General features: G+C 57.0%; 9 protein-coding genes. 6 read left to right on the plus strand and 3 right to left on the minus strand.

Annotation, left to right across the window (positions count from 1 at the left end; genetic code table 11):
* The first annotated feature begins 84 nt into the window (after positions 1-84).
* Positions 85-864, plus strand: coding sequence for a DNA polymerase III subunit epsilon (gene dnaQ / locus ALO80_RS08220; protein WP_054987173.1), 780 nt, complete (start codon positions 85-87; stop codon positions 862-864).
* Between the two features lie 21 nt (positions 865-885).
* Entirely contained in the window at positions 886-1,440 is a 555-nt protein-coding gene (locus ALO80_RS08225) for a GNAT family N-acetyltransferase (RefSeq protein ID WP_055008610.1), read from the plus strand.
* Positions 1,441-1,486: 46 nt separating this feature from the next.
* Here ALO80_RS08225 and ALO80_RS08230 read toward each other — a convergent pair whose 3' ends face one another.
* A complete protein-coding gene (locus tag ALO80_RS08230; protein WP_054987175.1) occupies positions 1,487-1,702 on the minus strand; it encodes a hypothetical protein in 216 nt (71 codons plus the stop codon).
* Between the two features lie 210 nt (positions 1,703-1,912).
* On the opposite strand from ALO80_RS08230, the gene ALO80_RS08235 reads away from it, so the two are divergent.
* A complete protein-coding gene (locus tag ALO80_RS08235; protein WP_055006623.1) occupies positions 1,913-2,482 on the plus strand; it encodes an NADPH-dependent FMN reductase in 570 nt (189 codons plus the stop codon).
* 137 nt (positions 2,483-2,619) lie between these two features.
* Positions 2,620-7,854, plus strand: coding sequence for a dermonecrotic toxin domain-containing protein (locus ALO80_RS08240; protein ID WP_055008611.1), 5,235 nt, complete (start codon positions 2,620-2,622; stop codon positions 7,852-7,854).
* A gap of 43 nt (positions 7,855-7,897) precedes the next feature.
* Here the strand turns inward: ALO80_RS08240 and ALO80_RS08245 are convergent, their stop codons facing one another.
* Together ALO80_RS08245 and ALO80_RS08250 are read right to left on the minus strand one after the other, a co-directional pair.
* A complete protein-coding gene (locus tag ALO80_RS08245; RefSeq protein ID WP_055008612.1) occupies positions 7,898-9,049 on the minus strand; it encodes an acyl-CoA dehydrogenase family protein in 1,152 nt (383 codons plus the stop codon).
* Between the two features lie 3 nt (positions 9,050-9,052).
* Positions 9,053-10,150: an enoyl-CoA hydratase/isomerase family protein gene (locus tag ALO80_RS08250; protein WP_055008613.1), complete on the minus strand. Its 1,098-nt coding sequence runs from the start codon at positions 10,148-10,150 to the stop codon at positions 9,053-9,055.
* Positions 10,151-10,428: 278 nt separating this feature from the next.
* Here ALO80_RS08250 and ALO80_RS08255 point away from each other — a divergent pair, with 278 nt between their 5' ends.
* Positions 10,429-12,108 (plus strand): MFS transporter, encoded by a 1,680-nt coding sequence (locus tag ALO80_RS08255; RefSeq protein ID WP_055008614.1) that lies wholly within the window; start codon positions 10,429-10,431, stop codon positions 12,106-12,108.
* A complete protein-coding gene (locus ALO80_RS08260; protein WP_055008615.1) occupies positions 12,105-13,262 on the plus strand; it encodes an HlyD family secretion protein in 1,158 nt (385 codons plus the stop codon). The genes ALO80_RS08255 and ALO80_RS08260 overlap by 4 nt, the downstream gene beginning before the upstream one ends.
* Positions 13,263-13,525: the final 263 nt, after the last annotated feature.

Here is a 13,525-nt window from a genome sequence, read left to right on the forward strand (position 1 = left end):
TCCCTTTCGCTCCTGGATAGATCCGACAGGCTTCCAGCGGCTGCGGCGTGTTAGAATCGCGGTCTGTACATGAGGCAACAGTCAATGGCAATGCAAAACCTGGATAACAGATCGATCGTTCTCGATACCGAAACCACCGGTATGCCGGTGACAGATGGTCACCGCATCATCGAAATCGGTTGTGTCGAGTTGATTGGCCGCCGTCTGACCGGTCGGCATTTTCATGTGTACCTGCAACCTGATCGCGAAAGTGACGAAGGCGCGATTGGTGTTCACGGTATCACCAACGAATTTCTGGTCGGCAAACCCCGGTTTGCCGAAGTCGCCGATGAATTTTTCGAATTCATCAAAGGCGCGCAGTTGATCATTCACAACGCGGCGTTCGACGTCGGCTTCATCAACAACGAATTTGCGTTGATGGGCGCGCAGGACAGGGCGGATATCACCCGTCACTGTTCGATCCTCGACACCCTGATGATGGCCCGCGAGCGTCATCCGGGTCAGCGCAACAGTCTGGATGCCCTCTGCAAACGCTATGGCGTCGACAACTCGGGCCGTGAGCTGCACGGCGCATTGCTCGACTCCGAGATTCTGGCCGACGTCTATCTGGCAATGACCGGCGGACAGACCAGTCTGTCGCTGGCTGGCAATGCCTCCGATGGCAACGGGTCCGGTGAAGGCTCCGGCAACCGTGGCAGCGAAATTCGCCGCTTGCCTGCCGATCGCACACCTTGCCGCGTCATTCGCGCTTCGGAAAGTGAACTGGCCGAGCACGAAGTACGTATGAGCACCATCGCCAAGGCTTCCGGTGCACCTGCCCTGTGGGTACAAATGCTGGAAGCAGCGGCGCAGGCGTCTTCCTGACAGAAACCGGCGAGTGGTGACATGAACGTGGCAAATCCTGCCTTGAGCATTCGGGTTGCAGACGAATGCTTCGAGGACTACATCCTCAACAGCGAATTCACGTTTACAGTGCTTGGCTATGCCCAACCGCGTATCGGCGAAAGCGTTGACTCATGGCAGGTCGAACTGGTCGAGCCGTATAGCAAGAATTACGGTATCGATTCTCAGGAGTTTGCCGATCATCGTGACGCCAGTACGAGTTCGGTGATGGTTGCCTGGCTGGGCGACCGCCCGGTTGGCCATATCGTGATGAGCACTCACTGGAGCGGATTCGCCTACATTGATGAACTTGCTGTCGACGAGTCGGCACGTCGTCACGGGGTAGCCCGCTCATTGCTCGATGTCGCTCGATTCTGGAGTCTCAAGCGCAATCTGCCCGGTATCGTTCTGGAAACCCAGAACAATAATCTTGGTGCCTGCAGGTTATATGAGCGGTGTGGATACGTGGTAGGCGGGGTGGATAACATGCGCTATCGAGGCATAGATCCGAACACCCGTGAGACGGCTATCTTCTGGTATCTGATCTTCCAGGACTGACGACTTCCCGCTGGCTGCGGCAGCTTGAGCGGGAGTTCTGCCGGTATTACGTGGGTGTGCGGGTGATTTTCACGCCCGATTGCACCAGTTGAAAGTCTTCGCCACCCAAATGCTTGACCCGATCACCGATTGCCAGCCTGTAGGTGATCACCGGCTGCCCGCCGTGCAACTCATCCGGCTGCGATTCCTGGAATTCATGCACCGGGTAAACGCGACCTTCGGCGTCTCTGGCATGAAATTGTCCGACGAGAACTGAAGCCATTTGCTCTGTAACCTCTGAAACTGAATATAACTGCTGGTTTACGAATCTATCGACGCTAGTAGACCACTGATCTATAGGTGAGTTTGCCAGTCGGTAAAAAATAATCCGCGCTGTTCGGGGGGATCGGGGAATTGACCGGGGCAACAGTCGTCTAACCCCGGCTGCTGTTGTATACCTGATCCTCCCTTTAATCAGATGACGGATATTTTCATGAGCCAGGTTCATTCCATTGCCGTATTGGTCGGCAGTCTTCGAAAAGACTCCATCAACCGCAAGATCGCGCTTGCTCTCGCGGAGCTTGCGCCTGCCAGCCTCAAGCTGAATATTGTCGAAATTGGCGATTTGCCACTGTATAACGAAGACATCGATGGCACCTCACCGCCCCCTGCGTACACCACCTTCCGCGAACAACTGGGTGCCGCCGATGGCGTGCTGTTCGTGACTCCGGAATACAACCGCTCAGTGCCGGGGGCGCTGAAAAACGCCATTGATGTGGGCTCGCGCCCTTATGGAAAAAGCGCTTTCAGCGGCAAGCCGGGCGCGGTCATAAGCGCTTCGCCGGGTGCCGTTGGTGGTTTTGGCGCCAACCATCATCTGCGTCAATCACTGGTGTTCCTGGATGTGCTGTGTCTTCAGCAGCCCGAGGCTTATCTGGGCGGTGCCGCGAGTTTCTTCGATGAGGCCGGCACGCTCTCCGAAAAAACCAGGCCTTTCTTGCAAACCTTCATCAATGCCTTTGCTGCCTGGGTTGAAAAGAACGCCAGGCCGTCTGCCAACTGATTCAAGTGGCGCGCGCCTGTTGATCAATTGCTTTATGTAACGCAGGCGCGTCGCGCTACCTCAATAAGCTGTTTCCTTTACCTCGCCATGCGCCCGCACGGAGTGCGCGATGAGGCTTTATCCGAAGGAAACAGTACATGTCAGCAGCACTTCCATATTTTTTCAGCGACTCTCTGCGCGCACGATTCACACAAGACATTCAGGACGCAATCGACAGCTCTCGCATCAGCCTGGATGAGGGCAATTGGCTACGGCTGTTGAATGCCGCGAACAGTGAGTCGACTGCTGATGAACGCGTTCCGAGAGCCGACCGGCTGATCATAGGCGACGGTTCACCTGACAACGCCGAACTGGCAGGGGCCTTGTTCATCAGTGACCCTGCCAGAACTGCAGCGCCTGTTTTTTTGAGTACGCTGGCCTTCGGGATCGAGCGATTCGAGAGTCGCAGCTCGCTGCTCGGCACGTTACAGCAGCGTTTCAATGAGGTTAGCGCGATATCGACGCTCGAGGCAGAGCGCATTGATGGCTCGCTTTTCGAAGCACGTACGCTGGCTGTGATGCGTGAGCAGGCCGGGCATCTGGAAAATCTGTCGGTGCAGTTGCAGAACCTGCCTGACATGCGAGCTGCGGCAGGCAAGGCCTTGCAGACAGTTTTATCGCAGAAGGGCCTAGGCAGTATCGATGTTTTCAGCCAGCTATTGCAGCTTGTCGATACCGAGGCCGGGACTGACCCAAGGGGCTCGGTCGTCGGCACTCAGTATCTGGCCGATGCGGCTGTACAGGCATTTTCCGCGGAACCACGCCCGGGAAGCCTGATACGAAAATTTCTGGACGCCAAGGGACTGGCCTTGTCTCAGGCACAGACGAGCCTGTTCGAGCAGGCGCTGGCTGACTGTGTTTCCGAAGTCAGCGTTGCTTACGAACAACTGCTGTCTGACTACTGGATGTCCAGACGGCAGGACGGGCATTCAGTTCGAGACTTTGTCAGCCATGCGCTCGCGGAGTGTTTTCGTCAGCATCTTCTATCGAGCAGGGCACATGGCACGATGACTGAGGCTGAGTATCGTTGTTTGCTCAGCCTGTTGCCTTCGAACCCTGACACTGTTGATGCATCGTCGATACGTGTCCGACGTCTGTCAGTCGCAGTGGCCGACCAGGAACCGGTAAAACTGGTGGGCATGTTCCTGATCGATTTTGCCGCAAGAGAGTCGTCGAGCGTGTTTCTTTATTCCTCGCTACAGGGCGTTTTGCGCTTTGGCGATTCAGCCTTGGCAACTGCGTACTTAGTGAGCGATCCCTCGCGTGCAAAGCTGTTGGCTTATTCATCCTTGAACGACCACCTTGCCGTCAGGGAGCAGGGAGAGGTCGAGCTGCATCAGGATGCGCTCAGCGCAGCATTTTTCAGTGAGTTCGTTGATTCGGTCATTGCTTTGCAAAAGCGTAATTTGCGTTATGTGCTGGAACTGCCCGCCCTTCATTCCGAAGAAAATCCGGTGCGGGTCGATGATGCGCTGGATATTCGCAGGCTACTGGACGGTCGGCTGCCGAACCTGCATGACGCAGGGCGCTGGCACCCGGAGCCGCTGGCCTTCGATCAGGTCTGGGGAACGTCCGCACTGGCTGACACGCGGCAACAGCCGGACTTGGCTTCCGAGCGTTCCTACAACTGGATTGCCAAGCTGAAGAAGCTCGATGGGTTGCTGGAGCGCATTGATGTTCTACATGCCGGGGTGGATGGCTGCATGCGCCACGCGCTGAACCGATACCTGGCTGTGCTTGGAGGAGCGTCGCTGGATGCACGGAGGCTTTGGGTCTTGCCAGCTGCAGCAGACGCAGTGCCCGTGCGCCTGCTTTCGCTGGCGCTTGACCGGGTTTGCGGCTACACGCAGGCGTCGCTGTCAGACGGCGTTGTGGTTGCAGGACTGGTTTCTCCGGTTATGGAACAGCCGGTGCACCGTCTGCCATTGGCATTGCTCGAACACATACTGGTCTGTGTGCAGGCAGATTTCGCGCACCGCTTTGAGGAGCAGATCAGCGAATTTTATTCACGGTCGATTCGTCCCTTGAATCGCTGCGTGCGCACCGGTGCTCTGTCTGCGCTGGTTCGGGATGACATACTGCGCCTGGAAATGCTTGTCGAAAAGCGCATTGCCGTACTTCCCGAATCAGTCATCGAAAACGTTCAGCAGCTACTTGACCGGCCGTTACCACACCTCAGGGAGGCGCTGAGTGAGGCGCGTGTTGACGCGTTTGCCGTTTCAGTTCAACACACCCCTGAGTCAGAAGCGATTCAGGTGCCCAACCTATTCGTGGTCAATAAAACGCGTGCTGACAGCCAGCCAGCTCTATGGATGTTGAGCAAAGGGCTCATACTTTTCGAAACGCTGCAGGCACTGAAGGAGTATGTAGCCGCGCGATTGGCAGGCAGCGAACTGGTTTCCCACTTATCCGGTGTTTTTGCCGAGTCGGACAGGCAGATGCTGCTTGATCAGCGTGCCAAAGAAGGCAAGCTTGATCTTGAGGTAGGTCTGAAGCGCATTGACGGGCATTTCATCGAGGCCTTGCAAAAGGGGGAGGTGGAGCGTCAGCGAAACACTGCGGCCTATCTTTACCAGCAGGCAGTGGACTGGCGGCTGCCGTCAGAACTTTTTGTCAATGTGCTGGGGGCTATAGAGCGCGACGACCGCAATCGCCAGGCGCTCAGCTATCTGGGCGTTGCGATTCAGTTCATCATTTACAAAGCCATCGTGCCCTCATGGATCAGCCATGCATCGAGGACCGATCAGATTATTCTGGTGGATGCCTTGCAGCGGTTCTATGTGACCTGTGTCGGCAAAAAAGATTTTCTGTTTGATATCCCCAGCCTTTATGAATACTCCTGCGAGCAATTGAAAAGCAGGTTTGAAATCGATTTCACCGAGCCTCGTCCTGACCCTGAAAATGTCCGGGTTACGCTGACCCATTATGTTCCTGCCCCGGTTGCGCAGGGGCAAACGCCTCAATTGATACCTGCGGCCACGCAAACCGTAAGCGAAAACCTTGCCGAATATGCTATCAACCGTTTCCTGTCCAGACAGGACGGAGTCATTCTTCTTTCGTCATGGGACGATCAGCCGCTCAATGCGTCACTGACGCCTGCTTATGTTCGTGATGTAGTCAGGTCACTGGACCTCGCGGCGGGTTATCGCAGCATGCTGAACTCCGCGCTGGCCGTGGCGACGTCGGATTACCCCGAGCGACGCAAACTGTTCGTCGAACAGGTGCCCTCGCTGGATATTCTTCGAGCGCTTGCGCTCAGGCTGAAGAACGAACTGTCCGAGCAAGCCTATCGGGTCATCGAAAACGTATTGAATATGCCCGATGCCCTTGCACGTTTACCTGTCGACGGCTGCAAGATAGGGGTGAGCCCCTTGCAGCTGCTTGCTGCGACGGAAGGTTGGGAGCCGACCGTGGTCCTGAATACGTACCTGATAGGCCCGTTGGACAATCAACCGGGGCCTTGGGTGCTGTACGCACCGCTGCACGAAGACTTTGTTTTCAAGGAATACCCGGACAAGGTAGCGCTGCTGCAGGACATACACACCTCTGCAAGTCTTCAGACTTACATGCTGGACCGTATTGATCCCGATTTGCGCAAGGTCTACGACAACGGCGGCTTCGCGGAGCCGCACCTGCCTTTCAGCGCAGAATCGTCTTTTGATATGCCCTTTGAGAAACCCGCTCCGGTAACCGTAAAGATAAATCCTTATGAGGGCAATTGCCTGTTGCTGATGTTCAAGGGCGCTCTGGATATCCTGACATTACAAGTGCAACAGCACAGTGTCACTAACGTCGAACATCGCAGTGCTTCGTCCCGCTACCTGTTCACGCTGGGTGCCGAGCAAGTCATGGCGCTGATGCCTGGCCGTCTGGGTGCGCTGATTGGAATCATTCAGGGGCAGACGTTGTTGAATCTGTCGGTCATCTCTGCCGGGGATCAGAACTGGGGCAAGGCTCTCTCGGAATTCATGGCTGCGTTGAGCGTGATGATTTCTTCCAGACAGACTCCCTCGGCATTTACATCACGGATAACTGACGAAGCGGGCGTCTTATCCGAGGAGACTGGCCTGTCTGATGCGCTTGTACAGCTGGACGGCGGGACGGATGTGCCTGATGTGACCGAGTTTTCCTGGAGCAACAGCTCACTGACGCAGCAGATACGAGACCGCCTGCGCGAATTCGAAGTCCGTGACATTGCCTTGTCCGCGCTGCAAAAGGACGAATTGTTGAGTGTTTACCGCCATCCGGTCACGGGCAAAAAGTATGCAGCCATCGATGGGAAAACCTATGAGTTGCAATCCGATGAGGACGGCTGGTTCATTATCGCAGGTAACAAGATCGGTCCTTCTGTGGTACTGGATGCCAATCAGCAATGGATACTTGACATCCGGGGTGGGCTGAAAGGCGGGGGTGGTGCGCTCAGCCGCTTTGACGGCAGCCTCGTGGATGATCTGGTTGACGAAACCATGGTCGTCAACGCTCGCGGCATGCCTGAGATTCGACGTTCCTACCGGGAAATGGCCCAGTCTATCGAAGATGGACACGCTCAGGCTCAGCGCTATCTGGAAAACTGTCTGGCCAACCTGACCTGGCGATTGCCGAACGGTAAGGTAAACCCGAGAACGGAAAAAATACTCGTCGATTTTTTTGCTCATAAAGACCCGGATGAGCGACTTTACGATGTTACCAAAAAGGCTGTTATCGACCTTTATCAAGAGTTGATGGATCCTTCGCTGTCGCCCATCGATTCTGCGCGCTATGTCGTCGGGGTCAATCGAACAGGTTACGAGTCTTCCAATGCGTTCATTTTCAAGGAAGATCCATCAAGACGGATTTTTCTGACCGAGCAGTTCTTTCGCCTGCCCACCTACCGACTGAAGCTCAGCGCGATACGTTCAGGGCATTTCAAGTTTGGCCCTCACTATCGTGCTGCAATCCTGATTCATGAGTTATCTCATCTGGTGCTCAATGCCAACGACATTGCGTACGTCGACTCTCAAGCACCATTTATCGATGTGCTTGAAGATGCGCCGATTTATCGACTGCATGTGAGGAACGAGCTGATTTATCAGCAGCAGAAAACCCTCTCCTTTCAGACTGACCGCGACAAACTGTTCAAGCAGCTGGATGAAGACGCATGGCGAGACTTGAGACGAAGGGACGGTAACGGCAAGCAGACCATTCTGAGTATCACCGGCAAGAGAACCCTGGAAGAGGCGCGTGATGTGTTTTATAGCGACGTCCACAAGCGCACCGACATCATGCTTAAAAACGCCGATTCGGTCGCATTGCTGGTGACTCTGCTTGGGCGGGAACGATTCACTGCGCGATGACGGCATGCCCCGACGACGGCAGTCGCCGGGGCAATCAGTGTGGTCAGACCAGATAATGACGCAGTTCGCGCGCAATCAGCAGGCGCTGGATTTCGCTGGAACCTTCATAAATCTGGGTTATGCGCGCGTCCCGGTAATAGCGTTCGACAGGGTAGTCTTCAAGGTAACCGTAGCCGCCATGAATCTGAATTGCCTTGGAGCACACCCATTCGGCCATTTCCGAGGCAAACAGCTTGGCTTGTGATGCTTCGGACAGGCAGGGCTGGCTGGCGCTGCGCAGACGCGCAGCATGCAGAATCAACAATCGCGAGGCATTGATGCGGGTGTGCATGTCGGCCAGCAGGTTGGCGATGCTCTGATGCTCGATGATCGGTTTATCGAACTGCACACGCTCACGCGCGTAGGCCAGCGCGGCCTCGAATGCGGCTCGGGCGATGCCCAGCGCCTGTGCCGCGATACCGATACGACCCCCTTCCAGATTGGAGAGGGCAATGGCAAGGCCCTTGCCTCGCTCACCCAGCAGATTGGCAGCCGGGATTCTGCAATTGTTCAGTGTCACCGCACAGGTGTCAGACGCCCGGATACCCATCTTGTGCTCGCTGCGGTCGACTGCGAAGCCGGGGTTCTCGGTAGGTACCAGAAACGCTGAAAGGCCCTTTTTGCCGAGTTCAGGGTCGGTCACGGCAAACACGATGGCCAGTTTTGCCCGTTTGCCATTACTGACGAACTGTTTGGCACCGTTTATGACCCACTCATCACCTTGTAATTCGGCGCGAGTCCTCAGGTTATGTGCTTCAGAGCCGGCATGGGGTTCGGTCAGACAGAAGCAGCCGATTGCGCGGCCAGTGGCAAGCTGTTCCAGCCAGGTGTGTTTCTGCTCATCTGTCCCGTAATTGAGGACGGGACCGCAGCCGACTGAGCTGTGTACGCTCATCAGCGTTCCAGTGGCAGCGTCAGCGGCGGAGATTTCTTCAACCGCCAGAGCGTAGGCGACGTAATCGAGGTAGGTGCCACCCCATTGTTCCGGGACCACCATGCCCAGCAAGCCCAGCTCACCTAGCCTGGCGACCAGCGCATCATCGATCCAGCCGGCCTTTTCCCAGGCCTGGGCGTGCGGCGCGATTTCATTGCGGGCAAAGTCGCGCGCCATGTCGCGAATCATTACCTGCTCTTCACTCAGTTCAAGGTCGTGCACGGTTCAATTCTCCAGACCGCTGAAGAAACTGTGCACATGCGCGCTGCTGACGTCCTGCGCGCTGGCGTGTTTCCATTGCGGCTTCTTGTCTTTATCGATGATGAGGGCACGTATGCCTTCGATCAGATCACCGCGCTCGAACCATTGACGGTCAAGGTGCAGTTCCATGGCGAAGCAAGCCTGCAACGGCAAGTGACGGCCGCGACGCAGCATTTCAAGTGTCACGGCCATTGCCAGCGGCGAATGGCGTTTCATCCGCTCGACGGTGTCCAGCGCCCATTCGCGGGTATCGCCGATGACCACCTCTTGCAGTTGCTCAAGCATGCTGGGAATGTCCGGCAGGGCGAAAAAGTGATCGATGGCGGGTCGCAGGATTTCCAGAGGCGGGTAGGGCAGGCGCTGGGTCGCCAGCTTGGCCAAGGCTCCCTGCAGGTCCTTGAGCGGCGTCGACTTCCATTTAAGGTGGTCGAGCATATGATCGAGGCGCGGCAGCATTTCGCTGTCCATGGACCAGTTGGCAAGGCCGCAATACAGCGCATCGGCTGCGCCTATCTGTGACCCGGTTACGCCCAGCCAGGTGCCCAGTTCGCCTGGCAGTCGCGACAGAAAATGGCTGCCGCCCACATCCGGAAAGTAGCCAATGGCAACTTCCGGCATGCCGAGCCGACTGCGTTCGGTGACTACGCGCAGGTCGGCACCCTGAACCAAACCCATGCCGCCACCCAGCACCAGACCGTCCATCAGGGCCAGTACCGGTTTGCGGTAACGGTGAATCGTCAGGTCCAGTTCATATTCTTCGGCAAAGAATGTGTGATGAAGGTCCTGGCCGCTCTGATGACTTTCATACAGTGAACGGATATCGCCGCCGGCGCAGAACGCCTTACCACCTGCGCCGCGCAGAACCACGGCATGAACAGACGGGTCATCAGCCCAGCGATCAAGTTGCAGGCGAAGCAGGCGGACCATGTCCAGATCGATTGCGTTCAGGCCTTCCGGGCGGTTGAGGGTCAGGTGACCGATGTGGTTACGCACGTCGACAACGATCGAATCCCGGCTGGTGGGCTGTCGAACCGGGCGGGCCGATGAAACCTGTGAACTCATTCTGAACTCCTTGTTCGGTTGCGCTTTCTTCTTGTTCGAGTTTTGTTGGAGCTTCGCAGAAGATCCTAGCAGCGCAAATGTGCAAAGCAAAACTGCGTTTAAGCATAGCCTGAAGTTTCAGAAAACCACCATTTAGAGCGTTTGCGGGGGAACTAAGCGTTGCTGCACTTGAAGGACCGAGGCGAATCGTTGTCTGCTGATGAGTATTATGACTGTCATTAATGTCACAGAAGGGAATTCTTCGGGTAGACCCATGAAAGCCTCCATGACTGTCCTGTATGAGCGATAAATATGCTCCGCGCGAGTGGGCTGCCCACGAGCGTCCGACCATGCCCGGCTCGCCGTCGACGCCGCTGCATTCTGACGCGCGGCGCTGGGCATTTGCTCTGGTGGGAGTGATCGTCGCGCTGACCGGCGGGCTCGGTAACGCGCTGGTGGTGGCCAACCTGCCGTACCTGCAAGGTGCGCTGGGGGCAACGTCGCAGGACATTGCCTGGCTGCCGGCCGCCTACATCATGACCAACGTGTCGATGAACCTGTTGCTGGTGAAGTTTCGTCAGCAATTCGGCTTGCGCGCGTTCACCGAACTGTTTCTGGTGCTCTATGCACTGGTGACGCTGGCGCACCTTTTCGTCAACGACATTGACTCGGCGATCGCGGTGCGAGCGGCGCACGGTATGGTCGGCGCCGCGCTCAGTACCCTTGGGCTGTACTACATGATTCAGGCTTTCCCGCAGAAGTGGAGGCTCAAGGCCTTGGTTCTAGGGCTTGGCACGGCTCAGTTGGCGACGCCGCTGGCTCGTCTGGTGTCCGAAGACCTGTTGCAGATTGCCCAATGGCGCGGCCTGTATCTGTTCGAACTGGGTATGGCGCTGCTCTCGCTGGGTTGCGTGCTGATGCTCAAGCTGCCACCGGGGGATCGTTTCAAGGCATTCGAAAAGCTGGATTTTCTGACCTTCGGTTTGCTGGCTACCGGCTTTGCACTGCTGTGCGCGGTGCTGTCGCTGGGGCGTATTGAATGGTGGCTGGAGGCGCAGTGGATAGGTCTGGCTTCAGCCGCCTCCATTGTGCTGATCTGTGCAGGACTGGCCATCGAGCATAACCGCAGCAATCCGTTGCTGATCACGCGCTGGCTCGGCAGCGGGGCGATCCTGCGCCTCGGCCTGGCCGTTATCCTGTTTCGAGTAGTGCTGTCCGAGCAGTCAGTGGGGGCCGTAGGTTTTCTTCAGGCGCTCAACATGGGCAGTCAGCAACTGCACACGCTGTATCTGGTGATGTTGCTGGGCAGCGTGGCCGGGTTGGCGACCAGTGCGCTGACCATCAACCCTGCGCACCTGATCAAGCCGTTGCTGATCTCCCTGGCGATGATGGCCATCGGTGCATGGATGGACAGTCACTCGACCAATCTGACCCGGCAATCGAACATGTACCTCAGCCAGTTTCTGCTGGCGTTCGGTGGCACGTTTTTTCTCGGTCCGACATTGGTGCTGGGGATCAGCGGGGTGCTCGCCAACCCGCGCAACATGGTGAGTTTTTCGGTGTTGTTCGGGATTACCCAAAACATCGGTGGTCTTATCGGGTCTGCTGCACTGGGCACTTTTCAGATCGTGCGCGAGAAGTTTCACTCCAGTCACATTGTCGAGCATCTGACCCTGATCGACCCGCTGGTTCAGGCGCGATTGCAAAGTTACAGCGCCAGTTACGGTTCGGTTATCGCTGATCCGTCGCTGCGCAACAGCCAAGGCATGCGCGCAATGGCTACGGCCGCGACACGGGAAGCCAACGTGCTGGCCTATAACGATGTGTTCATGCTGATCGCCCTGATTGCCGTGCTGATCATGGTCTGGATTTCAGCCCGGGTCCTGTGGCTGAAAATGACGACTCAACCGTTGGCGCTGGCACCTGTGGCACCTGGCGCTTCGACTCCCGTATCCAATTCCGGCGTTAAATCTTCATGACCCAATCCACTACTTCAGATACAGAAGCAACCCGCAGCGCGCCGCCTCCGGCACCGTTGACTTCTCCGGTCACCAGCAAGCCGCGCTCGACCCGCAAGCGAGTGGTGTCTTCAGTGATCTTCGGGGCCGTCGCGCTGGCCGGAGTGCTGGTGGTGCTGTATGCCTGGCAACTGCCACCGTTCGCGAGTCCGATCGAGAGTACCGAGAACGCACAGGTCAAGGGCCAGACCACGCTGATCGGGCCGCAGTTGAGCGGATATGTGTACGAAGTGCCGGTACAGGACTTCCAGTTCGTCAAGGCTGGCGACTTGCTAGTGCGTCTGGACGACCGTATTTATCGCCAGCGCCTGGACCAGGCCATTGCGCAACTGGCGGTGCAGAAGGCCTCGCTGGCCAATAACCTGCAACAGCGGCGCAGCGCCGAAGCGACTATCGGCCAGCGCCAGGCCGAATTGCAGAACAGCATCGCACAGAGTCGCAAAAGCGCTGCCGATCTGCGCCGCAATCAGGCTTTGGTGACCGATGGTTCGGTGTCGAAAAGCGAGCTTGACGTGACCCGTGCTGCAGATGCGCAGGCAAACGCTGCGGTTGCAGAAGCCAAGGCAGTATTGCAGATCGCCCGTGAGGACCTGCAGACAGTGATCGTCAACCGTGGCTCACTGGAAGCGTCGGTTGCCAACGCTCAGGCGGCTATCGAGCTGGCGCGCATCGACCTGGACAACACTCGTATCGTCGCTCCGCGTGACGGCCAGTTGGGGCAGATTGGCGTGCGTCTTGGTGCCTACGTCAACTCGGGCGCGCAATTGATGGCACTGGTGCCTGCGCAGCGCTGGATCGTGGCCAATATGAAAGAAACCCAGATGGCCAACGTGCGTCTGGGCCAGCCGGTGAGCTTTACCGTCGATGCGCTCGACGGCCACAAGATGCATGGGCACGTTCAAAGAATTTCGCCTGCTGCGGGTTCGGAGTTCAGCCTGCTGCCCGCCGACAACGCGACCGGCAACTTTGTGAAGATTTCCCAGCGTATTCCGGTGCGCATCGTGGTCGATGCCGATCAGCCCATGCTGGAGCGTTTGCGACCAGGCATGTCGGTGGTTGTAAGCATCGACACCAGCGCAGACGGCGATGTACCGCCTGATGCTGATGTACGCTGAGCCTCTGAATGATCGTGAAAGCTGGGACGTTGCTCACTTTGGTCCTTCAAAGTAACTCGCCGAGGGCGAAAAGTTGACCTGAGTCGAACCCCAATCCCTCTGACATCACAGAACCGCCGTGTGACGCAGAGCATCACGCACTGCATGCCGACGCGGAGCGTCGGTGCGATAATCAAAACAAGGTCATGCTTTGTACGCAGCCGTTGGCAACGCAGTGCTTTTCAATCGCGATAGTACTGACAACGCAGAGTGCGACGTAAGTG

This window comes from Pseudomonas caricapapayae (genome assembly GCF_001400735.1).
GTDB classification, from domain to species: Bacteria; Pseudomonadota; Gammaproteobacteria; order Pseudomonadales; family Pseudomonadaceae; genus Aquipseudomonas; species Aquipseudomonas caricapapayae.

Excerpts from the sequence above, each read along its gene's own strand:
- dnaQ (WP_054987173.1), top strand. The coding sequence starts at position 85 with ATGGCAATGCAAAACCTGGATAACAGATCGATCGTTCTCGATACCGAA.
- ALO80_RS08225 (WP_055008610.1), top strand. The coding sequence starts at position 886 with ATGAACGTGGCAAATCCTGCCTTGAGCATTCGGGTTGCAGACGAATGC.
- ALO80_RS08230 (WP_054987175.1), bottom strand. The coding sequence starts at position 1,702 with ATGGCTTCAGTTCTCGTCGGACAATTTCATGCCAGAGACGCCGAAGGT.
- ALO80_RS08235 (WP_055006623.1), top strand. The coding sequence starts at position 1,913 with ATGAGCCAGGTTCATTCCATTGCCGTATTGGTCGGCAGTCTTCGAAAA.
- ALO80_RS08240 (WP_055008611.1), top strand. The coding sequence starts at position 2,620 with ATGTCAGCAGCACTTCCATATTTTTTCAGCGACTCTCTGCGCGCACGA.
- ALO80_RS08250 (WP_055008613.1), bottom strand. The coding sequence starts at position 10,150 with ATGAGTTCACAGGTTTCATCGGCCCGCCCGGTTCGACAGCCCACCAGC.
- ALO80_RS08255 (WP_055008614.1), top strand. The coding sequence starts at position 10,429 with ATGAGCGATAAATATGCTCCGCGCGAGTGGGCTGCCCACGAGCGTCCG.
- ALO80_RS08260 (WP_055008615.1), top strand. The coding sequence starts at position 12,105 with ATGACCCAATCCACTACTTCAGATACAGAAGCAACCCGCAGCGCGCCG.